Source organism: Azospirillum griseum, assembly GCF_003966125.1.
Lineage (GTDB): Bacteria > Pseudomonadota > Alphaproteobacteria > Azospirillales > Azospirillaceae > Azospirillum > Azospirillum griseum.
The window spans coordinates 1-23,852 of the sequence record NZ_RXMA01000002.1; the positions used below are offsets into that span (position 1 = coordinate 1).

Annotated in this window: 23 protein-coding genes and 1 tRNA gene; 10 read left to right on the plus strand and 14 right to left on the minus strand. The window is 65.6% G+C overall.

The window, feature by feature from the left end; all coding sequences use genetic code 11:
• Positions 1–131 precede the first annotated feature (131 nt).
• From EJ903_RS02570 to EJ903_RS02585, 4 genes are all read left to right on the plus strand, one after another.
• A complete protein-coding gene (locus EJ903_RS02570; RefSeq protein ID WP_126611851.1) occupies positions 132–1,652 on the plus strand; it encodes a bifunctional metallophosphatase/5'-nucleotidase in 1,521 nt (506 codons plus the stop codon).
• Between the two features lie 193 nt (positions 1,653–1,845).
• Entirely contained in the window at positions 1,846–2,943 is a 1,098-nt protein-coding gene (locus EJ903_RS02575; protein WP_126611853.1) for a hypothetical protein, read from the plus strand.
• 5 nt (positions 2,944–2,948) lie between these two features.
• Complete coding sequence (locus tag EJ903_RS02580) at positions 2,949–3,956, plus strand: hypothetical protein (RefSeq protein ID WP_126611855.1); 1,008 nt, start codon at positions 2,949–2,951, stop codon at positions 3,954–3,956.
• A gap of 80 nt (positions 3,957–4,036) precedes the next feature.
• Positions 4,037–4,759 carry a protein tyrosine phosphatase family protein gene (locus tag EJ903_RS02585; protein WP_246015126.1) on the plus strand — a complete coding sequence of 241 codons (723 nt, stop codon included), beginning with the start codon at positions 4,037–4,039 and terminating at the stop codon, positions 4,757–4,759.
• A 52-nt stretch (positions 4,760–4,811) separates the two neighbouring features.
• Here the strand turns inward: EJ903_RS02585 and EJ903_RS02590 are convergent, their stop codons facing one another.
• Both EJ903_RS02590 and EJ903_RS02595 read right to left on the minus strand, forming a co-directional pair.
• On the minus strand, positions 4,812–5,777 hold the full coding sequence (locus tag EJ903_RS02590) for a threonine ammonia-lyase (RefSeq protein WP_126611857.1): 966 nt from the start codon (positions 5,775–5,777) through the stop codon (positions 4,812–4,814).
• A gap of 395 nt (positions 5,778–6,172) precedes the next feature.
• Positions 6,173–7,018 carry an AAA family ATPase gene (locus tag EJ903_RS02595; RefSeq protein ID WP_126612519.1) on the minus strand — a complete coding sequence of 282 codons (846 nt, stop codon included), beginning with the start codon at positions 7,016–7,018 and terminating at the stop codon, positions 6,173–6,175.
• 241 nt (positions 7,019–7,259) lie between these two features.
• Between EJ903_RS02595 and EJ903_RS02600 the strand changes: the two genes are divergently transcribed.
• Positions 7,260–8,741 (plus strand): methyl-accepting chemotaxis protein, encoded by a 1,482-nt coding sequence (locus EJ903_RS02600; protein ID WP_158627862.1) that lies wholly within the window; start codon positions 7,260–7,262, stop codon positions 8,739–8,741.
• A 62-nt stretch (positions 8,742–8,803) separates the two neighbouring features.
• Here the strand turns inward: EJ903_RS02600 and EJ903_RS02605 are convergent, their stop codons facing one another.
• From EJ903_RS02605 to EJ903_RS02660, 12 genes are all read right to left on the minus strand, one after another.
• On the minus strand, positions 8,804–9,136 hold the full coding sequence (locus tag EJ903_RS02605; protein WP_126611861.1) for a DHCW motif cupin fold protein: 333 nt from the start codon (positions 9,134–9,136) through the stop codon (positions 8,804–8,806).
• 103 nt (positions 9,137–9,239) lie between these two features.
• On the minus strand, positions 9,240–11,915 hold the full coding sequence (alaS, locus tag EJ903_RS02610; protein ID WP_126611863.1) for an alanine--tRNA ligase: 2,676 nt from the start codon (positions 11,913–11,915) through the stop codon (positions 9,240–9,242).
• Between the two features lie 147 nt (positions 11,916–12,062).
• Positions 12,063–12,863, minus strand: a complete 801-nt coding sequence (gene tatC / locus EJ903_RS02615; RefSeq protein ID WP_126611865.1) for a twin-arginine translocase subunit TatC — start codon at positions 12,861–12,863, stop codon at positions 12,063–12,065.
• Positions 12,864–12,870: 7 nt separating this feature from the next.
• A complete protein-coding gene (gene tatB, locus EJ903_RS02620; RefSeq protein ID WP_126611867.1) occupies positions 12,871–13,332 on the minus strand; it encodes a Sec-independent protein translocase protein TatB in 462 nt (153 codons plus the stop codon).
• A 54-nt stretch (positions 13,333–13,386) separates the two neighbouring features.
• Positions 13,387–13,623 (minus strand): twin-arginine translocase TatA/TatE family subunit, encoded by a 237-nt coding sequence (locus EJ903_RS02625; RefSeq protein ID WP_126611869.1) that lies wholly within the window; start codon positions 13,621–13,623, stop codon positions 13,387–13,389.
• Positions 13,624–13,753: 130 nt separating this feature from the next.
• On the minus strand, positions 13,754–14,374 hold the full coding sequence (gene scpB / locus EJ903_RS02630; RefSeq protein ID WP_126611871.1) for an SMC-Scp complex subunit ScpB: 621 nt from the start codon (positions 14,372–14,374) through the stop codon (positions 13,754–13,756).
• A gap of 32 nt (positions 14,375–14,406) precedes the next feature.
• Positions 14,407–15,186: a segregation and condensation protein A gene (locus EJ903_RS02635; RefSeq protein WP_126611873.1), complete on the minus strand. Its 780-nt coding sequence runs from the start codon at positions 15,184–15,186 to the stop codon at positions 14,407–14,409.
• 10 nt (positions 15,187–15,196) lie between these two features.
• Positions 15,197–15,874 (minus strand): site-2 protease family protein, encoded by a 678-nt coding sequence (locus EJ903_RS02640; protein WP_126611875.1) that lies wholly within the window; start codon positions 15,872–15,874, stop codon positions 15,197–15,199.
• A 44-nt stretch (positions 15,875–15,918) separates the two neighbouring features.
• Positions 15,919–16,998 (minus strand): beta-N-acetylhexosaminidase, encoded by a 1,080-nt coding sequence (gene nagZ, locus EJ903_RS02645; protein ID WP_246015128.1) that lies wholly within the window; start codon positions 16,996–16,998, stop codon positions 15,919–15,921.
• Positions 16,985–18,229 (minus strand): SPOR domain-containing protein, encoded by a 1,245-nt coding sequence (locus EJ903_RS02650; RefSeq protein WP_246015130.1) that lies wholly within the window; start codon positions 18,227–18,229, stop codon positions 16,985–16,987. The genes nagZ and EJ903_RS02650 overlap by 14 nt, the downstream gene beginning before the upstream one ends.
• Entirely contained in the window at positions 18,226–19,986 is a 1,761-nt protein-coding gene (argS, locus tag EJ903_RS02655) for an arginine--tRNA ligase (protein WP_126611877.1), read from the minus strand. Before argS ends, EJ903_RS02650 begins: the two co-directional genes overlap by 4 nt.
• 4 nt (positions 19,987–19,990) lie before the next feature.
• Positions 19,991–21,202, minus strand: a complete 1,212-nt coding sequence (locus tag EJ903_RS02660; protein WP_126611878.1) for a deoxyguanosinetriphosphate triphosphohydrolase — start codon at positions 21,200–21,202, stop codon at positions 19,991–19,993.
• Positions 21,203–21,339: 137 nt separating this feature from the next.
• Between EJ903_RS02660 and erpA the strand changes: the two genes are divergently transcribed.
• The 5 genes from erpA to EJ903_RS02685 all read left to right on the plus strand — a co-directional run bounded on the left by erpA (position 21,340) and on the right by EJ903_RS02685 (position 23,729).
• On the plus strand, positions 21,340–21,699 hold the full coding sequence (gene erpA / locus EJ903_RS02665; protein WP_126611879.1) for an iron-sulfur cluster insertion protein ErpA: 360 nt from the start codon (positions 21,340–21,342) through the stop codon (positions 21,697–21,699).
• A gap of 17 nt (positions 21,700–21,716) precedes the next feature.
• Complete coding sequence (locus tag EJ903_RS02670) at positions 21,717–22,490, plus strand: exodeoxyribonuclease III (RefSeq protein WP_126611880.1); 774 nt, start codon at positions 21,717–21,719, stop codon at positions 22,488–22,490.
• Positions 22,491–22,604: 114 nt separating this feature from the next.
• The gene (locus EJ903_RS02675; RefSeq protein WP_126611881.1) at positions 22,605–23,177 is read left to right on the plus strand and encodes a hypothetical protein; all 573 of its coding nucleotides are present in this window, start codon (positions 22,605–22,607) and stop codon (positions 23,175–23,177) included.
• Between the two features lie 92 nt (positions 23,178–23,269).
• Positions 23,270–23,359, plus strand: a tRNA-Ser gene (locus EJ903_RS02680).
• Between the two features lie 154 nt (positions 23,360–23,513).
• On the plus strand, positions 23,514–23,729 hold the full coding sequence (locus EJ903_RS02685; RefSeq protein WP_126611882.1) for a hypothetical protein: 216 nt from the start codon (positions 23,514–23,516) through the stop codon (positions 23,727–23,729).
• Positions 23,730–23,852: the final 123 nt, after the last annotated feature.

Genomic DNA, 23,852 nt, shown 5'->3' on the forward strand with positions numbered 1-23,852 from the left:
GATACGACAAAACAGACACAAGCTTCGCCGCTGCCATCAACCTCGTCGCTACCGTCTTGGCAACACGCTGAATGTCAACAGGCCCTAGACTGCGGTCGTATGACGTTTGGCTCAGACATAGGATGCCCCGCATGGTCTCCCCGCTTCGCTCCCTGCTCACAGCATCGGTTTTTGTTGGATCTCTGGCCATCGCGGCACTTCCCGCCTGGGCGCAGAACGGCACCCTGACCTTTCTGCACATCAACGATGTGTATGAAATCGCGCCGGTGAAGGGCCAGGGCGGCTTCGGCCCGCTGATGACCCTGCTGCGCCAGGAACGCCAGCGCGACGGGCAGGCGATCACCACGGTGGGCGGCGATTTCCTCTCTCCCTCCCTGCTGTCGGGAACCACGCAGGGCGAGCAGATGATTGCCCTGTTCAACGCCATCAAGGTGGACGCCGTCACCTTCGGCAATCACGAATTCGATTTCGGCGTCGAGCCGCTGAAAAAGCGGATGGCCGAGGCCACCTTCCCCTGGATCGGCACGAACGTCGCGTCCGCCGACGGTTCGGCCTTCTCCACCACCGTTCCGCATTGGACCAAGACGGTGGGCGACATCAAGGTCGGGTTCCTCGGCCTCATCACCCCGGAAAGCGCCCGGCTGTCGAGCGGTGGGCCGAGCCTGTCCTTTGCCCCGGTGCAGGCCAGCGCCGCCGCCGCGATCAAGGCGCTGAAGGCGGACGGGGCCGCCGTCATCGTCGCCCTGACCCATCTGACGATCGAGGAGGACCGCGAACTGGCCAACGCGATCAAGGGCATCGACCTGATCCTGGGCGGCCATGACCATGACCCCATCAGCTTTTACGAAGGTTCCACCCTGATCCTGAAGGCCGGGCACGACGCCCAATATCTCGGGGTGATCAAGCTGCAGGTCTCGACCAAGACAACCGACAAGGGACCGGCCACCACCACGCTGCCCACCGAATGGCGTTTCGTCTCCACCGCCGGGGTGGCTCCGGATCCGATGGTCGAGCAGGTGGTCAGCGGCTACACCAAAAAGCTGGACGACGATCTGGCCGCCGTCATCGCCACCACCACGACCGACCTCGACAGCCGCAAGGACAGCGTGCGCACGCGCGAAGCGACCATGGGCAACCTGATCGCCGACGCCCTGCGCAGCACGCTGAAGGCCGACGTCGCCATCACCAACGGCGGCGGCATCCGGGCCGACGCCCTGCGCCCGGCGGGGACCGCCCTGACCCGCAAGGATTTCTTCGCCGAACTGCCCTTTGGCAACGTCGGTGTGCTGGTGGAGATGAACGGGGCCGACCTGCTGGCCTCGCTGGAACACGGCGTCAGCAAGGTGGAGGACAAGGCCGGGCGCTTCCCCCAGGTGTCGGGCCTGACCATGACCTATGACCCCAAGGCCCCGGCGGGCAAGCGCGTGCAGACGGTGGCGGTGGCGGGCAAGCCGCTGGATCCGAAGGCCGTCTACCGGGTGGCGACCAACGATTATCTGCTGAAGGGCGGCGACGGTTACGACGCCTTCTCGCGCGCCAAGGTGCTGGTCGACGCGTCGGGCGCGGTGCTGCTCGCCACCATCGTGATGAACCACGCCGAGGCGCAGAAAACCCTGTCGGTCGGGATCGAGGGGCGCATCGTGGCGAAATGAGCGCATAACGCGTCATATTCGCTCAGCGTGCGGTGGTTTCGTTGCCAGCGGCGGCCGTTTCACTTTACGGTGCAGATGCTTGATCGCCTTGACGGCGATGGAGAGTAATCGCGTTGACGGCGATGGGCTTGCTCACCGTTCGGTGATGGTTTGCCCCTTGACCGCGACGAAACCACCGCAGAAGCCGCCGCCGATGTCCCAGACCCCGCCCGCCCGCTCCAACGATTTCGCCCAGACCTTCAACGCCGCCCATGGCGAGGTTGGGCTGTCGCGGGTGTCGGTCGCCCACATCCTGCAACGGATCCAGGCCGACCCGGCCTATCTGTTCGGGGCGGAGCTGCGGCGCGGGGCCGGGCAATGCCCGTTCCACGCCCCCGCCCCAGCCCCAGCCGAGGCCACCGTCCCCGCTGGCGCTGCGCCCGAGGAGGAGCCGCACCCGGCGGAGGGGGAAGCCGCTCCCGGCCTGCCGCAGGACGACGCCGACAAGATCGTCGTCAACAGCCTGTTGTCGCTGCTGTTCAACCGGTTGCGCGACCACATCGCCGCCAAGATGCCGTTGGACGAGTCGGGCCGCCTGATGCTGCCGCTGCCGCCGCTGTCGCAGCACAGGCTGGACCCGGCGGACCGTGGGGCCATGGCGGCGGCGGTGCCGGACGCGATGTGTTCCGTGCTGCGCGACGCCACCTGTCACCTGCTCGACGCGCTCATCACCGGCTGGGTCAAGGAGTTGCTGCTGGAGGAGGAGCATTACCGCGCCCTTGGCTCCGGCGAGATTTCGATGGACGCGGCGGCCACCTTCGTCTTGCGGACGACGCTGGACAATTCGGCCCTCTACCAGCGCGCCGGGTACGACATGCTGTCGATCACCAAGACCGGCAGCCACACCGCCATCCACATCTGTTGGGCCTTGGTGGAGGCCGCCCCTCTGCTGGTTTCCGGCAAGGGCGCCGCCTTTTACGATGATCTCGTCCGCCGCAGCCTGAAACAGATCATCCCGCTGTCAATGGCCAGCCTGGGCATGCTGGTCCATTACATGGAGCAGAGCGGGATCGAGCCGCATGACGGCTTGGCCGTCCATCGCCTGCCCAAGGACCAGACCGCCTTCGTTCTGGACGAGTCCGGCCTGATCCGGCTGAACGCCGACCCCATCGCGCGCTTTGCCAAGCCGGGCGAGCGCTATTACACCGGCTGCCCCGCCTTCTACACCACCGGCCTGATCAAGCTGTACATGGACATGGTGGCGGCGCTGGCCATTGATTACAGCGTCTATGACCGCGTGCAGGAGGGGTGATTGCGATGGCGCGCCCGAATGATTTCGCCCTGGCCTATCTGGCCGCTCATGACACGGCGGGGATGACCCGGATCAATCTGGCCCCCCTTCTCCACCGGATCGCCGAGGATCCGAATTATCTGTTCGGGCAGGAGCTGCACCAGTTGGGCGGCCATTGCCCGGTCCACGGCGACACCCGCAAAGAGGATTACGAGAAGGTCGCCATCAACGCTCTGCTGGCCCTGCTCTACGCCGATCTGCGCGCCCACATCATGAACCGGCTGCCGCTGGACGAGGACGGCCACATCGTGCTGTCAAACCCGCCGGAGTCGCCGCACGGCCTCGATTTTGCCGACCCCGCCGGTCTGGCCGCCGCCGAGCCGTTGCGGCTGATTGCCTTTTTGCGTGACGCCGTCTGCCATCTCCTCGACGCCATCATCCGCGATTGGGCGGTCAAGGTGATGCTGGAGGAGGACCGCTGCCGGACGGAGGGGACGATCACCGAGCTGGCCGCCGCCTGCTTTGTGCTGTCGCAATCGCTGAACAGCTCCGTCCTGCATTCGCCGTCGGGCTATGACATGCTGTCGATCACCAAGACCGGCAGCCACACCGCGCTGCATGTCTGCTGGAATCTGGTGGAATCGGCCCCGTTGCTGCGTCCGGGCCTCGACACCCCACGCTACGACGACCTTGCCCGCCGCAGCCTGAAGCAGATGCTGCCGCTGGCGATGGGTAGCCTGGGCATGCTGTGCCAATTCATGACGGCGGGGGGGATCGAGGCTGACGACCATCAGGCCATCCACCCGTTGCGCCCCGACCAGACCGCCTTTCTCTACGATGCGGATCAGGACATCATCCTGTTGAACAGCGCCCTGATCGAGCCGACGGCGATGGTGGGCGAACGCCATTACACCGGTTGCCCGGCCTTCTACGCCAACGGCCTGATCAACCTCTACATGGAAATCGTGCTGGCGCTGGCCGCCCATCACGGCATTTACCAGCGTCTGCAGCCCGTGCATGACGCGGTGGCGTAAGGGGAACGCTTTGATGCGCGCTTGACGTTGGCCGATCCGTCCCTATGTTGGCCCGCGTATGACCGTTGGAAGGCAGCATCTTGGCCAACAAGAAATGGTTCCTGCGCCGCATCACCACGGCGCTCGCGGATGGGATCAAGCGCGGGCGGGGTCGCATGGCGACGCCTTGGCAACGGGCGCTCGGCCATTTTGAAAGCGTGTTCATCGATCACGCCTGTTTCCGGCTGATCTATTCCAACACACACCGCATCTCGCCCAACATGTTCCGGGCGAGCCAGCCTTCGCCCTCGCACATCGCGGCGGCGGCGCGGAATGGGGTGCGCAGCATCCTCAACCTGCGCGGTGGCCGTGATTGCGCCTCCTACATTCTGGAGGCGGAAGCCTGCCGGGCGCATGGGCTGGAGCTGATCGATTTTCCGGTCAATTCCCGCGACATGCCGAAAAAGGAAACGCTGCTGAAGGCGCGGGAGCTGTTCGCCACCATGCCCTATCCGGCGCTGATGCATTGCAAATCCGGGGCGGACCGCGCCGGTTTCATGGCCGCCCTGTTCATGTTCGTGCACGAGCAACGCCCGCTGGCCGAGGCAACCGGGCAATTGTCCTGGAAATACGGCCATTTCAAACAGGCCAAGACCGGCATCCTCGATTACTTCTTCGAACTCTACGCCGCCTACAACGAGAAGCGCCCAACCCCCTTTTGGGAGTGGGTGGAGCGGGTGTATGACCCGGTGGAGGCCAAGGCGAGCTTCCGCTCCCGCGAATGGGCCGACGCCGTGGTGGACCGGGTGCTGGGGCGGGAATAACCCCGCCCGTCCCCATCCGGGCGGGGTTATTCCCGCCCATTCCCGACACTCTTCAGGCCGCCGCCAGCGTCCGCGCCAGCGTGTCGCCATCGACGTTGCGGCCCGACAGAACCGCCACCGTCCGCCCGGTGCGGCCCAACCGTCCGGCCAGCAGCGCCGCCACCGCCGCCGCCCCGGCCCCTTCGGCCACCACGCCAAAGGAGCCGTGCAGGGCGCGCATGGCAGCGGCGATCTCCCCTTCCGACACCTCGACCACCGAATCAACCAGAGTGGCGACCACCTCCTGCGGCAGCTTGCCCAGGGCGTGGACGTTGATGCCGTCGGCCAGGGTCCGGCCACCGCGCTGGGCCAGCCGCACGCCGACGACGCGGACGCCGGGCTTGACCGCCTTCACCGCCGCCGTGATTCCAGCCAGCAGGCCGCCACCGCCCACCGGGACCACCAGCGTGTCCAGATCCGGGCGGTCGGCCAGAACCTCCAGCCCCACCGTCCCCTGACCGGCGATGACGTCGGGATCGTCATAGGGGTGGACGAAGGTCAAGCGCCGTTCGGTGGCCAACTCCAGCGCCTTGCCCTTGGCCTCGCCCACCGTCGCGCCGTGCAACACCACCTCCGCCCCCAGCTCCGCCGTGCGCTCCACCTTGCAGCGCGGGGCCGTCTCCGGCATGACGATGGTCGCCTTCACCCCCAGACGGCGGGCGTGCAGCGCCACCCCTTGCGCGTGGTTGCCCGCCGACATGGCGACCACCCCGCCCGCCCGTTCAGGGGCCGACAACCGCAGCAACCGGTTCAGCGCGCCGCGCTCCTTGAACGCCCCGGTGGCCTGGAAGGTTTCCGCCTTCAGCCACAGATCGCGGCCCAGCGCCGGGGCGTGCAGCAGCGGCGTGCGGACGATGTGGCCGTGCAGCCGCTCCGCCGCGTCGGTGACGGCGCGCAGTGGCAGCCAGGCGGGAAGACGGTCTTCGGAGGAGGCGCAGACGGAAAACGGGCGCGCGGCATCGCAATGCGCGGTGAGCATCGGGCAAATCCTTGGGAACGGAATGGCGTGGGTGTGGTTTGGCGTGCCCGGACCGCCTCAGCGGACCGGGTGAAGAATTCGCGCAAACCCACGCATTCGCTCGCCAAGGCGGCGGCCACAAAGCCGGACCGACGCAGGGCGTTCATTCAAAGCGCTGTTGGAGACTGGATTGAGGGTTCCAGAAACCCGATGGTGCAGCGACACGCCACACACTCCCACACACATGGACCACGAACACGGCACACAACCGGCGCTGTCAGAGCGCCGGGCCGGTAATTCGCATTCGCATGGTGAGGGCATAGGTCATATGTCTTGCTTACCCGTTGCGGTGGCGTGGCGTCAACCCACCAAACGCCACCGCCGTGATTTTTGTTCGCAACGCCGTTCGCAACGCCTCAACGTCCCTCGCGCCGGGCCAGGAAGGCCAGACGTTCGAGCGTGTGCACGTCCTGCTCGTTCTTCAGCAGGGCACCGCACAGCGGTGGGATCAGGGTGCGCGCGTCTTTGGCCCGCAGGGTCTCCGGGTCGATGTCCTCGACCATCAGCAGCTTGATCCAGTCCAGCAATTCGGAGGTGGAGGGCTTTTTCTTCAACCCCGGCACCTCGCGCAGATCGTAAAACAGCGCCATCGCCTCGCGCAGCAGCGCCTGTTTCAGGCCGGGGTGATGCACCTCGACGATCCGCTCCATCGTCGCCCGGTCGGGGAAGCGGATGTAGTGGAAGAAGCAGCGGCGCAGGAAGGCGTCCGGCAGCTCCTTTTCGTTGTTCGACGTGATGATGACGATGGGCCGCTGCGCCGCCTTGATCGTCTGCCGTGTCTCGTAGACGTGGAACTCCATACGGTCGAGTTCGAGCAGCAGATCGTTGGGAAACTCGATGTCGGCCTTGTCGATCTCGTCGATCAGCAGAACCGGCGGAGTCGGGGCCTCGAACGCCTCCCACAGCTTGCCCTTGACGATGTAGTTGCCAATGTCCTGCACCTTGGCGTCGCCCAGTTGGCTGTCGCGCAGGCGGCTGACCGCGTCATACTCGTACAGGCCCTGTTGCGCCTTGGTGGTGGATTTGACGTGCCAGGACAGCAGTGGCCGGTTCAGGGCGCGCGCCACCTCCACCGCCAGCACGGTCTTGCCGGTGCCAGGTTCGCCCTTCACCAGCAGCGGGCGTTCCAACGTGATCGCCGCGTTGACCGCCACCATCAGATCGTCGGTGGCAACGTAGGAGTCGGTTCCGGTGAAGCGCATAGGCATCCTCTTGGGCCTGGAGTGGAGGGATGAAGGGCAATGGTGGTGGGTCCACGACAAAATGATTTTCAGAATGCCCCGCAAATTGCGAGCAATCTCGACCATAACAAAATATGGAATAACGGAACATCAGCAAGACCAACGCTAATGAGGAAATTCTGATGACCGACATAATTGGCCCGACTTTTGCTTTTTTGAAATCAAGGTTGCCTGAATGTCGCGCTGCAGGGAGATCACGATCATGTTTGCCAGTCTAACTCGGAGCTTTCAAACCCCTGGGGTTTTTGACTCGGTTAGCACATCATTGCTTGATCATGTTCCGGTTGCGATCATGCTGTGCGACATCCGGTCTTTCCAGATCACGTTTGCCAACAAAAAATCGATCGACCTTCTCAAATCGATTGGTCATCTCTTGAAAATATCCCCGGACTCCATCGTTGGCACATCGATTGATGTTTTCCACAAACACCCGGAACGGCAGAGAGCCATTCTATCAGACTCCAAAAACCTTCCCTTTCGATCCAAGATTGTTCTTGGCGATGAAGTGCTTGATCTTCATGTGACGGCGGTGTTTGAGAAAGGGCGCTACAACGCCGCCATGCTGACTTGGAGCATCATCACCGAAAAAGTCCGGTTGGACCAGGAGACGGACAAACTGTTGCATATGTTGGATGAAATGCCAACGGCCGTCATGTTGTGCGATCCAAATGATGATTTCAAAATCACATACATCAATAACAAAAGTAAGGAAACATTGCAGTCAATCGAAAGTTACCTTCCTGTAAAAATTGAAAAAATCGTCGGACAATCCGTTGATGTCTTTCATAAAAATCCAACGCATCAGCGTCGCATCCTCAGTGATCCTAGAAAGCTTCCATTCAACACAACAATCCGCCTTGGTGATGAGTACCTCAATCTGCGCATTTCCGCTATTCACGATGCCAAGGGACATTACCAGGCCGCCATGCTGTCCTGGTCGGTTGTGACCGCAAGCCACCAGATGGCGGAAAGCATCACCAACGCGGCGGACTTGCTGAACGATTCCGCCATACGCATGAGCGCGGCGGCTGAACAGTTGGTTGGATCCGGGGGAACCGCGAGTGCGCTCGCGGCAAACGCGTCGTCTGCCATCGAGGAAATCCGTGCGTCCGTCAGTGAAATCCGTCAACAAATGTCAACCGTATCGACGATGACGGTCAAGGCGGTGACGGAGGCGGAGCAATCCGATGCGCTGGTTGCATCCTTGTCCCAGAGCGCGCAGGCCATCGGGCAAATTGTGCAGATCATCGCATCCATCGCCGGTCAAACCAATTTGCTGGCGCTCAATGCCACAATCGAAGCCGCCAGGGCGGGAGAGGCCGGAAAGGGGTTTGCGGTGGTGGCTCAGGAGGTCAAAAATTTGGCGAGTCAAACAGCGAAAGCCACCGACGACATCGCCCTCCGCATCAAGGATATTCAAGAGACGGCAACCGGAACTGTGGATGCGTTTGATCGCATTGGTACAGCCATCCGTGATGTGCAAAGCATTGCACAAAGCATCGCGGGTGCAATGGAAATGCAGGAATCCGCAACGCAGGAGGTTTCCCGCAACATTGCTGGTGTCAGCGACGCCACGCAACACACGGATGCAGCCGCTCGATCCGTCCGCAGCATCGCCACCTCCGTATCCAATCTGGCGACGGATATGAAAGGCAATCTCCAGAACTTCATCCAGTCGACCTGATCACAGGGCATCGGGCATCAGTCGTGCCCGATGCCAAACCTTCATTTTGTCTCTGCCATCAATCAATCGACGATGAACAGCGTGGCCCCGGTTTGGGTGAAGGACCGATGGGCGGCGTCGCCGAAATCCGACACCTGATAGCTCATCCCTGCGGACAGGGTGAAGCGGCGACCGTCCTTCAGCTCCGACACCAGTTCACCGCTCAACACGAACAGCACATGGCCCCGGTCGCACCAGTGATCGGCCAGATAGCCCGGCGTGTATTCCACCATCCGCACGCGCAGATCCCCGGCGGTGAAGGTCCGCCACAGCGCCATGCCGGTTTCGCCGGGATGTTCGGTGACGGGAACCTTCGACCAATCGGTGATGGTGAAGGGCATCGTCGGCAATTTCATCGGTCACGCTCCTGATGATGCGGGGTGCGCTGCTCACAACCCTGTGCGCCGGTCACAAAAAAGGCCCGCTGTGGGGAGCGGGCCTTTTCCGGGCCGGATGGGATCAACCGGCGCGCTTGGCGGTGATCGCCTGTTCGATGGCGGCGATGGCCGCCGGGGCCAGCGCCACGTCGGGGCCGCCGGCCTGGGCCATATCCGGGCGACCGCCGCCGCCCTTCCCGCCCAGCGCTTCCGCCGCCACGCGGACCAGCTCCACCGCGCTCAGGCTCGCGGTCAGATCGTCGGTGACGCCGATGACGATGGAAGCCTTGCCCTCGTTCCCGGCGATCAGCACGACCACACCGGAGCCGATCTGCGCCTTCAGCGCGTCGGCCATCGGCTTCAGATCCTTGGCGGGCAGGCCATCGATGACGCGGGCGGCAACCTTCACCCCCGCAACGTCCTTGGCGTCGCCCGCGCCGTCGCTCTTCGGACCCGCCGAACCGCTCAGCGCCACCTGACGGCGCAGGTCGGCCAGTTCGCGTTCCATCTTGCGGCGTTCCTCGACCAGAACCGCCACGCGGGCCGGAACCTCGTCGGGCTTGACCTTCAGAACGGTGGCGGCTTCGGACAGCCACTGATCGCGCTCCGACAGCCACGCCTTGGCCCCGGTGCCGGTCAGCGCCTCGATGCGGCGGACACCGGCGGCAACGGCCCCTTCCGACACGATCTTGAACACACCGATGTCGCCGGTGCGGCGGACGTGGGTGCCGCCGCACAACTCGACGGAATAGGTGCGGTCGGCGCTGTCGTGCGCGCCGCCCATCGACACCACGCGGACCTCGTCGCCGTACTTCTCACCAAACAGCGCCATGGCACCTTCGGCCCGCGCCTCGTCCGGGGACATCAGGCGGGTGATGACCTCGCTGTTGCCCAGAATGCGGCGGTTGACCTCGTTTTCGACCGCCGCGATGTCCTCGGCGGTCAGGCCGACCGGCTGGCTGATGTCGAAGCGCAGGCGCTCCGGGGCCACCAGCGAGCCTTTTTGCGTGACATGGTCGCCCAGACGGTTGCGCAACGCCTCGTGCAGCAGGTGTGTGGCAGAGTGGTTGGCGCGGATGGCGGAGCGGCGGACGCTGTCCACCCGCAGTTCCACCACGTCGCCGACCTTCAGCGCGCCCTTGGTCACGGTGCCGACATGCGCCCACACCGCGCCCAGCTTCTTTTGCGTGTCCGACACGGCGAATTCGGTGCCCTCGGCGGAGAAGATCACGCCGGTGTCGCCCGCCTGACCGCCCGATTCGCCGTAGAAGGGGGTTTGGTTGACGACGACCAGAACCTCGTCACCGGCCGTGGCGCTGTCCACCCGCGCGTCGCCCTTGACGATGGCCGTGACCTTGCCCTCGGCGACTTCGGTGTCGTAACCGAAGAACTCGGTCGCCCCCAGCTCGTCCTTGATTTCGTACCACAGCTTTTCGGTGCCAACCTCGCCCGACCCGGCCCAGGATTCGCGGGCCTTGCGGCGCTGCTCGTCCATCGACGCCTTGAAACCGGCCTCGTCCACGGTGCGGCCCTGGCTGCGCAGCACGTCCTGCGTCAGATCCAGCGGGAACCCGTAGGTGTCGTACAGCTTGAACGCCACCTCACCGGCCAGCGGCTGAGTCTCGCCCAGGCGACCGACCTCGTCCCCCAGCAGGCGCAGGCCACGGTCGAGGGTCTGCTTGAAGCGGGTTTCCTCCAGCTTCAGCGTCTCCACGATCAGGGCGCGGGCGCGGATCAGTTCGGGATAGGCGTCGCCCATCTGCTGGACCAGCGCCGACACCAGACGGTGCATCAGCGGCTCGGTCGCGCCGATCATGTGGGCGTGGCGCATGGCCCGGCGCATGATGCGGCGCAGCACATAGCCCCGGCCTTCGTTGGACGGCAGCACGCCGTCGGCGATCAGGAAGGAGGAGGAGCGCAGGTGATCGGCGATGACGCGGTGCGAAACCGCGTGCGCGCCGTCCGGCGAGGTCTTGGTCGCGTCGGCCGAGGCGACGATCAGCGCGCGCATCAGGTCGATGTCGTAATTGTCGTGCTGGCCTTGCAGAACGGCGGCCAGGCGCTCCAGCCCCATGCCGGTGTCGATGGACGGCTTGGGCAGCGCGACCAGATTGTCCGGCCCCAACTGCTCGTACTGCATGAACACGAGATTCCAGATCTCGATGAAACGGTCGCCGTCCTGGTCGGGGCTGCCCGGCGGGCCACCGGCGATCGACGGGCCGTGGTCGTAGAAGATTTCAGAGCAGGGGCCGCAGGGGCCGGTGTCGCCCATGCGCCAGAAATTGTCATCGGTCGGGATGCGGATGATGCGGTCGTCCGACAAACCGGCGACCTTGCGCCAAATCCCGGCGGCCTCTTCGTCGCTGCTGTGGACCGTCACCAGCAGCTTGTCGGCGGGCAGGCCAAATTCCTTGGTGACGAGCGTCCAGGCAAAATGGATGGCGTCGTCCTTGAAATAATCGCCGAAGGAGAAGTTCCCCAGCATTTCAAAGAAGGTGTGATGGCGCGCCGTGTAACCGACATTGTCGAGATCGTTGTGCTTGCCGCCTGCGCGCACGCATTTCTGCGAGGTCGTCGCCCGCGAATAGGGCCGCTGTTCCGCCCCGGTGAACACGTTCTTGAACTGCACCATGCCGGCGTTGGTGAACATCAGCGTCGGATCGTTGCGCGGAACCAGCGGCGACGATTCAACGATCTGGTGGCCCTGCTTGGCGAAATAGTCCAGGAACGTGCGGCGGATGTCGTTGGCGGTCTGCATAGGACGGTCGTGGCTCCGAAAAGGCAAGGCGGCCAGAGATCAGCCGGACCCTGCTTTTAGCGCGAGTTTCCCACTCTGTCCACACAGCGGACACACCACCGGCGGGAATGGCCCCTCTCCATCAAGGTCATGGAGAGGGGGCTTGCGTCATTCCTCGTCGCCGCGATCCGCCGCGTCGTTACGGCTCTTTTCGATACGACGACCCACAAGGATCGAAATTTCGTAGAGCGCCAGCAGCGGAATCGCCAGGCTCACCTGGCTGATGACGTCCGGCGGGGTCAGCACGGCGGCGACCACAAAGGCGGCGACGATGGCGTAGCGGCGTTTTGTCGCCAGGGCTTCCGTCGTCACCAGACCGGCGCGGATCAGCAAGGTCAGCAGCACCGGCAACTGGAAGGCGATGCCAAAGGCAAAGATCAGCGACATCACCAAATGGAGATATTCGCCGACACGCGCCTCGAACTCGATGGGAAGCGCCGCCGCATCGCCGCCGGGGTGGAATTCAAACCCCAGGAAGAAGCGCCACGCCATCGGGAAGATGAAGTAATAGACCATCGACGCGCCCAGCAGGAACAGCACCGGGGTGGCCGCCAGGAATGGCAGGAAGGCGCGGCGTTCGTGCTTGTACAGGCCCGGCGCGATGAACATCCACAGTTGGCTGGCCACCACGGGGAAGGAGATGAAGCACCCCGCCCAGAAGGCCACCTTCACATAGGTGAAGAAGGCTTCCGTCAGCCCGGTGTAGATCATCCGTCGCCCCTGCCCGGCCAGAATGTCGGCCAAGGGCTGGACAAGGAAATTGTAGATCTTGTCCGACACCGCGTAACACAGAAGAAACGCGATCAAGATCGCCGCGATGGCGTACATCAGCCGGTTGCGCAGCTCGATCAGATGATCGATCAGCGGCATCTTGCTGTCGTCAAGCTCGTCCTGGGTGTCGCCGCTCATGGCCGTGTCACGCCTGCTTGTCGGTCGGGGTGGTCGCCACCGGCACGGGTGCCGGGGAGGAGACGGTGGTGGTCGGGGCGGGCGTGCCCTCCGCCGCCGCTGTCAAGGCGGGGACGGGTGCCGGAGAAACAGCGGTGGTCGTGTCCGCCTCTCCCTCCGGCGGGCTGCCGGGATGGCCGTTCAGGTCGACCTCGAACGCCTTGGACACCTCGCCCTTGGGGTCGATGGTGTCCTCCATCATCTTCTTGATGTTCATGTCGCGGGTCTTCAGGGCTTCGCGGCGAAGCTCGTCCAACTCGGTTTCACGCATCATGTCGTCGATGTGGGTCTGGAATTCACGGGCGACGACGCGCGCCTTCCGCACCCATTTCCCCAAGGTGAAGATCGCCTTCGGCAAATCCTTCGGGCCGATGACCACCAGGGCCACGACCGCAATCAGCATCAGTTCCGACCAGGCAATATCAAACATGATGATCCGGCAGTTGCAAAACGGGGAAGCCGGGAGACGTCAAACACGCCGCCCTCAGCCGCGCGCCGCTTCGTCCTTTTTGGCCGTGAGGTCGGCGCTGTTGGCCGACTGGTTCGGGATGACCTTGGCGGTGGCCGCCGGGTCGGCGTCCTCCCCGTCCTTCAAACCGGCCTTGAAGGACTTCACGCCCTTGGCCAGATCGCCCATCACCTTCGGCAGCTTGCCGGCGCCGAACAGCAACAGCACGATGAGAAGAACGATGACCCAATGCCAGATGCTGGAAAAACCCATGACTCGTGCATCCCAAATGATGGCCGCGCAGACGGGACGGCACTATGGCAGAAAGGGGGTGGGGTCGCAACGCTCCCCCCGCCCGGATTAACCTTTGGTCACAAAGCGTTCATAAGGACGGAAAAAACCGTTATTCGTCCTGGCTGTCCGCCGCGCCGGGCGTGGGCGCGTCGTCCTGGCTCGCCCCCAGCCCCAGCAGAACCGGGCGGGAATCCAGCAGGCCGGCGGCGCGCAGATCCTCGACGCTGGGCAAGTCGCGCAGGCTTTCCAGGCCGAAATGATCCAGGAAATGGTCGGTGGTGATCCAGGTCAGCGGACGGCCCGGCGTTTCACGCCGACGGCCCGGCCGGATCCAGCCATGCTCCATCAGGATGTCCAGCGTGCCCTTGCTCGTCACCACGCCCCGGATCGCTTCGATCTCCGCCCGCGTCACCGGCTGGTGATAGGCGATGATCGCCAGGGTTTCGATGGCCGCGCGCGACAGCTTCTTCGAAACCTCCTCCTCCTGCCGCAGGATGGGGGCGAGGTCGGCGGCGGTGCGAAACGCCCACCCGGCCCCGGTGCGCACAAGATGGACGCCGCGCGGCGCGTAATCGGCGCGCAAACGCTCCAGCAGCGCCCCCACCTCCGGTCCGATCCGCCCGGCCAGTGTTTCTTCATCCAGCGGATCGGCCGAGGCGAACAGCAGGGCTTCCAACAGCCGCAGCTTGCCCTGGCGAACCTCGTCCGCGCTGGTCACATCCTCTGTCATACCGTGTGTGCCTGTGTGTCGGTCGTTTTGCGTCAGTCGCTGCCGTCGCGTGTGGCGCGGCGCAGAAAAATGGGGGCGAAGGCCGAATCCTGGCGCAACTCCACCTGCCCCGCCTTCGCCAGTTCCAGGGTGGCGGCAAAATGGGCCGCCATCGCCGAGCGGGTCAGCAAGCTCCCCTCCTCGGCGGGCAGAAAGCTGGCGAGCGTCGCCCAGTCCGGCATATGGCCCAACAGATCGGACAGGCGGCGCACCGCGTCCTCCAGCGAGTAGAGCCGCACCGGCTGGATGCGCAACACCCCGCCTTCCTGCCGCTTGCGGTGATCGCCATAGGCGCGCAGCAGATCATAGAGCGTCACCTCGTAGACCGATTTGCGGCGGATGTCGATGTCCTCCGGCGCGCCGCGCGCGAAAACGTCCTGCCCCAGACGTGGACGGGCGAACAGGGCTTGCGCGGCGGTCTTCATCGCCTCCAGGCGCTGAAGCTGGAAGGCGAGCGCGGCGGCCATGTCCTCGCCCGACGGCTCTTCATCCTCCGGTTCCGGGATCAGCAGGCGCGATTTGAGATAGGCCAGCCACGCCGCCATCACCAGATAATCGGCGGCCAGTTCCAGCCGCAATTCGCGGGCCTCGTCGATGAAGGCGAGATACTGGTCGGCCAAAGCGAGGATCGAGATCCGGGTCAGATCAACCTTCTGGTCGCGGCCCAGAACCAGCAGAACATCCAGCGGCCCCTCGAACCCGTCGAGCACCAGCAACAATTGGCCGGGATCAACCTCCGGCCCCGGGTCCGCTCCGAACAGATCGGCGGTCATGGCCTTGACCTTAGTCGTTTCCGGTCAGGATTTGGATCAGGTCGATCACCGCATCAACCGGCGGTCCGAGAACCCAGCTCATCACGTTCAGATCGACGCCGATCTGCCGCCCGATGGTCGGCAGCAGGAAGGCGGCCCCCAGCAGGATGAGCATGCCGAACCGCTCCAGCCGCGCCAGCGGGAAGGCCAGGGCGTCGGGCAGAATGCCCACCGCCACCCGCCCGCCGTCCAGCGGCGGCAGGGGGATGAGGTTGAAGACCATCAGGATGACGTTGACGAGGATCGACACCTCCGTCGCCGCCTTCAGCCATTGCCCCACCGTCCCGCTGTGCGGATCGACCAACCCCCACAAGAGGGCCGACAGCACGGCCAAGGCGAAATTCACCCCCGGCCCGGCGAGCGCCACCCACACCATGTCGCGACGCGGATGGCCGAGACGGCCGAAATTCACCGGCACCGGCTTGGCCCAGCCAAACACGAATCCGGTGGTGAAATACATCAGCGCGGGCAGCAGCACCGTGCCGAACGGGTCGATGTGGCGCAGCGGGTTGAAGGTGACGCGGCCCAACCGATAGGCGGTGTCGTCGCCCAACCGCCAGGCGACAAAGCCGTGCGCGGCCTCGTGCAGCGTGATCGCCAGGATGGCCGGAAGGGCCACCGCCGTCACGCGGAAGATCCATTCCTCCATCGCCCGCTCTCCTGTTCTCAAACCACTTTGTTAAAACAACCCTGTTACGCCTTGATCAGACGCAACAAATCATCCATGCGTTCCTTCAGCGCGCCGATGTCGGCGGGCTTGGGGGTGCCGCGCATCGCCTGCGCGCGCGCCCAACGCTGGGCCGCCGCGTAGCTCATCGGTGGAACCACCTCCGCCACCGCGCGCATCTCGTCCAACACGCCGTTGCAGTGAAGCACGATGTCGTTGCCCGCCGCCACCACCGCTTTTGCCCGCGTCCGCACATCGCCCGCCAGGGCGTTCATCGACAGGTCGTCGGCGAACAGCAGACCGTCAAAGCCGATGGCCGGGCCGCGCACCACCTCGCGCATGACGATGGCCGACGTGCTGGCCGGGGCTGTCGGGTCGATGGCCTTGAGCACGACATGGGCGACCATCGCCAACGGCAGATCGGCCAGGGCGCGGAACGGGGCGAAGTCGGTGGCCTCCAGCGCCTCGCGCGGGGCGTCCACCACCGGCAGTTCGGCGTGGCTGTCGGCCAGGGCGCGGCCATGGCCGGGGATGTGTTTGATGACCGGCAGAACGCCGCCCGCCATCAGCCCCTCGGCGGTGGCGCGCGCCAGATCGGCGACCAGCTCCGGGTCGCGGCCAAAGGCGCGGTCGCCGATGATGTCGTGCGCGCCATCGACCGGCACGTCGCAGACCGGGGCGCAATCCACCGTCACGCCGACCTCGGTCAGCATATGGGCCAGCAACCGACCGTTGATCCAGGCGGCCTCCCGAGCGGCGGCGCGGTCGCGCTGGGCCAACGCGCCAAAGACCCCCATGGGCGGATGGGCGGGCCAGTGCGGCGGGCGCAGGCGCGCCACGCGTCCGCCCTCCTGGTCGATCAGGACCGGCGCGTCGGGCCGCCCGACGCTGGCGCGCAGATCGCGGACCAGAGTGGCGACCTGATCGGGCGTGTCGCAGTTCCGCCGGAACAGGATGAAGCCCAGCGGATCGGAGGCGGCAAAGAACGCGGCCTCATCGGCCCCCAGCATCGTGCCCGCGCAACCGAAGACAACGGCGCGCGGGCGGTTGGCCGACGCGGTGGGCTTTGCGGCCGACGCGCGGGCAGCGGAATCACGGACGGACAACCACACACCCCACATTCTGGGCGCGCAACTGGGCGCAGATGGATTTGGCCCGCGCCTCGTCAGCGCCGGTGCCTTGCACGCGGTAGAAGGTTCCTTTGCCGTCCAGGTCGATCTTCGCCGCCTGGAAGGACAAGCTGCCCAGCGCTTCGGGATGACGCCCCGCCAACCGCTTCCATTCCGCCGAGGCTTCGGCCTCGCTGCGGACGGAGGCCAACTGCACCCGCCATTGACCGGCCCCGCCCACCACGGCGGGGGTTGCCTTGGCCGGATTGGCCGGAGTGGCCGCCGCCGGGACTGGGGTCGTCGGCGCGGGCGGAACCGGCTTGGCCGCCGTCGATGCGGTGGCTCCCGATGCCGGAGGCGGGGGCGCGATCGGCGCGGCGGCGATGCTTGTGCGCGGGGCTGCAACCGGGGTCGGCGCGGCGGACGGTTGGCTGTTGGCCGCAGGCCTCGCCGCCGGGGTTGCGCCACCTTGCGGCGGGTTGGCTTGCGACGTTGCCACCGGTTTGGCGGCGGAAGAGGCCGCGTTCGTGGACGCTGTCGGTTTGGGCGGTGTCGTGGCGGTGGTTTGCGGAGTGGTCGGCTGCGGCGCTTTGGCCGAAGCGGCCGGGGTGTTGGCCGTGGCTGCCGGTTTGGCCGGAGGTTGCGCGCCGGGCTTGGCCCCCGACGCCGAGGGGGCCGCCGCAACCGGGGCAGTCACCGCTGCCGCGCTGGAGGACAAGGCCGCGCTTTCCACCGTGTCGCGCGGAACAGTCGTCGTTCCACCGGGAGCCGTCGGCAATTGCCCGATCACCGGCACGCTGGGCAGAGACGGCAAGGACGGCATCGGCGGCGTGACGACCGGTCGCGGCAACGCCGCTTCGGGCGGCGGCAACAGCCGTTCGACGTTGGGTTTGCCACCGCGATCATGCAACCGGTCATAGACCAGCTTGTCCTGATGCGGCACGTCCATGCCGCCCGGTTGCTCCGGCCGCGACTTGGTCGCGGTCTTGTCGGCGGTGATCAGCGGCGGGCCATCGCCCGACAGCCGGTCGCCGCCGCGAAAACCGATCATAAGGGCACCGGCAAAGGCAATCAGGCCAAACGCCGCAAAGCCGACCCCCAAGCGGTTGGGCGGGCGATAGCCCACCCTCACCCCATGGGAGGATGGCTGTGGCGGCGCGCCATAGGGTGGGGGCGCGTAAGGCCCCTCGCCCACGCCATTGCCCATGCCGTGGCCCATCTGGTTCATGAACGCAATTCCTCCGCCGGTTCCACGCCCATCACCGCCAGACCGGACGCGATCACGGTGGACACCGCCGCGATCAGGGCCAGCCGGGCGACCGTCACCTCCTCATCCCCGTCGATCAGGAAGCGGAGCGACGCGTCGTCGCGCCCCCGGTTCCACAGGGCGTGGAAATCGCTGGCCAGATCGTAGAGGTAGAAGGCGACGCGGTGCGGTTCGTGCGCTTCGGCCGCCGATTCGACCAGACGCGGCCACACCGCCATCCGCTTGACCAGCGCCATTTCCTCCTCCGCCTCCAGGCGGTTCAGGTTGGCGGCGGCGGCCAGGGCGGACGGCGACAGATCGACCTGCGGCAGGGCGGTGGCGGCGTGGCGCAGCACCGACCGGCAGCGGGCGTGCGCGTACTGCACGTAGAACACCGGGTTGTCCTTCGACTGCTCCGTCACCTTGGCGAAGTCGAAATCCAGCGTCTGGTCGTTGCGGCGGGTCAGCATGATGAAGCGGACGACGTCCTTGCCCACCTGCTCGATCACGTCGCGCAGGGTGACGAAGGTCCCGGCCCGCTTGGACATCTTCACCGGCTGGCCGTTCTGCATCAGGTGCACCAGCTGGCACAGCTTGACGTCCAGGGACGCCTTGCCCTCGGTCACGGCGGCGGTGGCCGCCTGCATCCGCTTGACGTAGCCGCCATGGTCAGCCCCCCAGACGTCGATCTGGTTGGCGAAACCTCGGCGATATTTATCAAAGTGATAGGCGATATCGTTCGAGAAGTAGGTGAAGGAGCCATCCGACTTTTTCAGCGGCCGGTCGACGTCGTCGCCGAAGTCGGTGGACTTGAACAGGGTCTGCGGGCGCGGCTCCCAATCATCAGGCTTCTTGCCCTTCGGCGGCTCCAGCACGCCGGTGTAGATCAGGCCGCGCTGTTCCAGCGTGGTCAACGCGGTGTCCACCGCCCCGGCCTTCACCAGCGCCCGTTCGCTGCTGTAGACGTCCATGGTGACGCCCAGCACGCCCAGATCCTCCTTGATCCAGTCCAGGATCATGGCGATGGCGAAATCGCGGCAGGCGGGCAGCCATTCGGCCTCGTCCTTGCCCTTCCAGGCGGTGCCATCGCGCTTGGCCAGGGCCTCGCCCACCTCCTTCAGATACTCGCCGGGGTAGAGACCGGCGGGAATCTCGCCGATGTCGTCGCCCAGCGCCTCGCAATAGCGCAGGTAGGTGGAGCGGCCGAGCACATCGACCTGCGCCCCGGCGTCGTTGATGTAATATTCGCGGCAAACGGCGTATCCGGCCTTTTGCAGCAGCGCGGCCAGGGCGTCGCCAAACACCGCGCCGCGCCCATGGGCGGCGTGCAGCGGGCCGGTCGGGTTGGCCGAAACATACTCGACGTTCACCGCCTCGCCCTGCCCCATGGCGCTGTCGCCATAGGCGGTTCCGGCGGTCAGCACGTCGCGCACGCGGTCGCGCCAGACCTGCGCCGTCAGGCGCAGATTGACGAAGCCGGGTCCGGCGATCTCCACCGATTGCACATCGGACCGCGTCTTCAGCTTGGCCACCAGCAGATCGGCCAGCGCGCGCGGGGCCATCCGGGCCGGTTTGGCCAGGATCATCGCCGCGTTGGTGGACAGGTCGCCATGGGCCGCCTCGCGCGGCGGTTCGACCGTCAGACGGCTGCTGTCCAGGCCCGCCGGGATCGCACCGTCGGCGGCCAGCTCTTCCAGCAGTTTGCGAATATCGTTCTCGAAGGCCTTGAAAATATTCATCGTCTTAGGTCTTGGCATCCATGTCGAAAAGACGGCCGTACTCGGCCAGCGCATAGCGGTCGGTCATGCCCGCGATGTAGTCGGCGACGTGGCGCGCCCGCACCGTCGCGTCGGTGTCGCCACCGCGCGCCGTTATGTCGCGCTGCCATTCGGTCGGCAGGGTGTTGGGTTCGTTCATGAACAGGTCGAACAGCGCCCGCACCACCCGCTTGCACTTGCTCATTTCCCGGTTCACCCGGAAATGGCGGTACATGCGTTGGCGCAGAAAGGCGCGGACGGGGCCGTGCGCCTCCCACATGGTGGGGGTGAAGCTGACCATCGGGATGGGCAGCGCCCGCAGCTCCGCCGCGCTGCCGGGCTGATGTTCGGCCAGACGGCGGCGGGTTTCCGCCAGCAGGTCGCTGACCATCACGTTGATCATCCGCCGCACCGTCTCATGGATCAGGCGCGGGCGTTCCAGGCCGGGATAGCGGTCCATCACCTCGCGGATCACCGGGCCGACCAGCGGCAGCTCGGCCACCTCTTCCACGGTGAACAGCCCGGCGCGCAGGCCATCGTCGATGTCGTGGTTGTTGTAGGCGATGTCGTCGGCGAGGGCCGCGACCTGCGCCTCCGCCCCCGGGTTGGTGTGCAGTTCCAGATCGCATGCGCCCTGGAAGGCGGCGATGGTGGTGGGCAGCGTGGTTCCCGCGCGCGTCGGCAGCAGCGGGCCGTTGTGCTTGACCACCCCCTCCAGCGTTTCCCAGGTCAGGTTCAAGCCGTCAAAGTCGGCGTAACGCCGCTCCAGCCGCGTCAGGATGCGCAGGGTCTGGTCGTTGTGGCTGAACCCGCCATACGGGGCCATGCAGGTGTTCAGCGCCTCTTCCCCAGCGTGGCCAAAGGGGGTGTGGCCCAAATCATGGGCCAGGGCCACCGCCTCGGCCAGATCCTCGTTCAGCCCCAGCGCGCGGCTGATGGAGCGGGCGATCTGCGCCACCTCCAGGCTGTGGGTCAGCCGGGTGCGGTAATAATCGCCCTCGTGATAGACGAAGACCTGCGTCTTGTATTTCAGTTTGCGGAACCCGCCGGAATGCACGATCCGGTCACGGTCGCGCTGAAAGCACGACCGCGTCGGGCTTTCCGGTTCGGCCACCAGCCGCCCGCGCGTGCCCGCCGGGGCGCAGGCGTAAGGGGCCAACCGACCCAAAGTCAGATCCAGGGGGATATCCGCCGTCATGGGCGGACACTACCCACGCGCCAGCGCCCGCGCAACGGCGAAGGCGTGCCATGCGGCGGCGGAACTTTGACGCGGGGGCCTTTCCACCCTACATTCATGGTCACAGCTTCCCGCATCGCACCAGAGGCGACCTTGCCATGCCCGACACCGCGCTTCCCGTCGCGACCGACCGCGTCCTGATTGTCAGCGAAAGCGCCGCCAAGCGCGTCGCCCATCTCATCACGCTGGAAGGCAACCCGGCCTTGATGCTGCGCCTGACCGTGTCGGGCGGCGGCTGCTCCGGCTTCCAGTATGGCTTCCGCTTCGACGCCACGGTGAACGACGACGACCTCGTGTTCGAACGCGACGGGGTGAAGGTGGTGACGGACGATTCCTCGCTCGACCTGCTGGCCGGGGCGACGCTGGATTACGTCGAGGATCTGATGGGCGCGTCCTTCCAGATCAAGAATCCGAACGCCACCGCGTCCTGCGGCTGTGGCAACTCCTTCGCCGCCTGAACAGACGGAACCGCTTCGTGAAGATCGCCACCTGGAACGTCAATTCCGTCAAGGCCCGTTTGCCGCAAATCACCGACTGGCTGCGTCTGACCTCCCCCGACGTCGTGCTGTTCCAGGAAATCAAATGCGAAACCGCCGCCTTCCCCGGCCCCGCCTTTGAGGAGCTGGGCTATCACGTCGCCGTGGTAGGGCAAAAATCCTACAACGGGGTTGCCCTGCTGTCGAAGGCCCCGGCCAGCGACGTCATCACCCGCCTTCCCGGCGAGCCGGAGGACGAACAGGCCCGCTACATCGAGGCGACGGTGGCGGGCGTGCGCATCGCCTCGCTCTATCTGCCCAACGGCAACCCGATTCCGGGGGAGAAGTTCGCCTACAAGCTCCGCTGGATGGACCGGCTGCGCGCCCACGCCACCGATCTGCTGGCGCGCGAGATCCCCTTTGTGCTGGGCGGCGATTACAACGTGATCCCGGAGGATCGCGACGTTTATTCCCCCGCCGACATGGCCGGTGATGCGCTGACCCAGCCGGAAACCCGCGCCAAGTTCCGCGCGCTGCTCCATCTCGGCCTGACCGAAGCCTACCGCGCCCTGCACGACGATGACCGGGCTTACACCTTCTGGGATTATCAGGCCGGCTGCTGGCCGCGCGACAAGGGTCTGCGCATCGACCATTTCCTGCTGTCGCCGCAGGCCGCCGACCGGTTGGCCGGGTGCGTCATCGACCGTGGCCCGCGCGGCGGGGAAAAGGCGTCCGACCACACCCCGGTGATTTTGGAGCTGCGCGACGCCTGACCCAACCGGGGCTTGGTGGTTGAAGAGCATTTTGTTAAAAGTTTCACCGTTAAGATCATCCCTTCGGGTCCGGCCACGCCGCCGCCCGGCGGCCGGACGGAGGAACAGGGCGGAATGGTGTGGGGCAAGGGGTACAGCCGGGAAGAGGTTCGCGAGCTTCTGACCGCCATCGAGCGGCAGGCCATCGACGCCGCCCGGCTGGCGGAACGGGCGCAGCGCGACATCGGCGATGACCGTTTCGCCTCCTTCCTGGATTTCCGCCGCAAGGTGGAGGAGATCCGTGCCCTCTTCGCCCTGACCGAGGAGCGGTTGCAGGGCGTTGACCACGGCAAGCTGTCGGACCTGCGGACCGAGTTCGACCGCATGGACATGCTGCTGACCGGGATGCTGGCCCGCGTGACCCGCAGCTATTTCGCCACCATGCGCGACGATCAGGTGCTGCCCATCGGCGCGCGTGAGCTGTTCGAACCGGAATTGCGGGCGATCGAACAGACCCGTCAACGACTCTCCCACCCCCGCTACGAGGGCCGCATCGCACCGGAGGTTCTGGAGGATCTGACCGTGACCGCCGATCTGATCCGCAAGACCATCGTCCGCGCGCCCAGCCTGCCCGACTTCTCCGACAGCCCGTCGGCACCCCGCCCGGTCAAGCGCCTGCGCACCCTGGGCCGCCCCATCCGCAACTGACGGCTTTCCCGTCAGCTTTTTTGTCTCGGAACGCTTGACCCGGCCCGTCACATTCGTTAATCGGATCATCCGCGTTGCGCGCAGCGCCCGACGGATGGGTGGCCGAGTGGTTTAAGGCAGCGGTCTTGAAAACCGCCGTAGGTGTGAGCCTACCGTGGGTTCGAATCCCACCCCATCCGCCACCAACCCCTTCATACAGTCCGGTTCAAACACAAGAGCGCGCATTGATGCGCGTTTCCTGTTGATGCGCGCCCCTGCCCCGCTGTTGGATCATCCCATCCCGGCCGAGACCGTAAGGCCCGGTGATCGCGCAAACCTGTTGAGGCAGCCCCACACATGAAGCCCGCGCCCTCCGCGTCGTCCATTCACATCGAGGAAACCGGCCCCCAGACCTTTGTTCTGGCGGTGACGTTCGATGGTCAGCGCTTTGATTGTGGCAACTACATCAGCCGCGCCGCCGCGATGCAGGCTGGGCGGTTGTTCGTTCAACGCAAGGAGGGGGAAGCGGGCGGCGCGCGTGAGCGTGGACGGCGCAAGTCTGGAAAAGGCTGACGCGCCGCTCCACGCAGATCCGCGATCACCCCTGTGGCCATCGCCCAAACACACACGCCCAAACACACAAAGGCCGCCCCATGGGGCGGCCTTTGTGCTCTTACGGACCAGAACGGGCCAGCG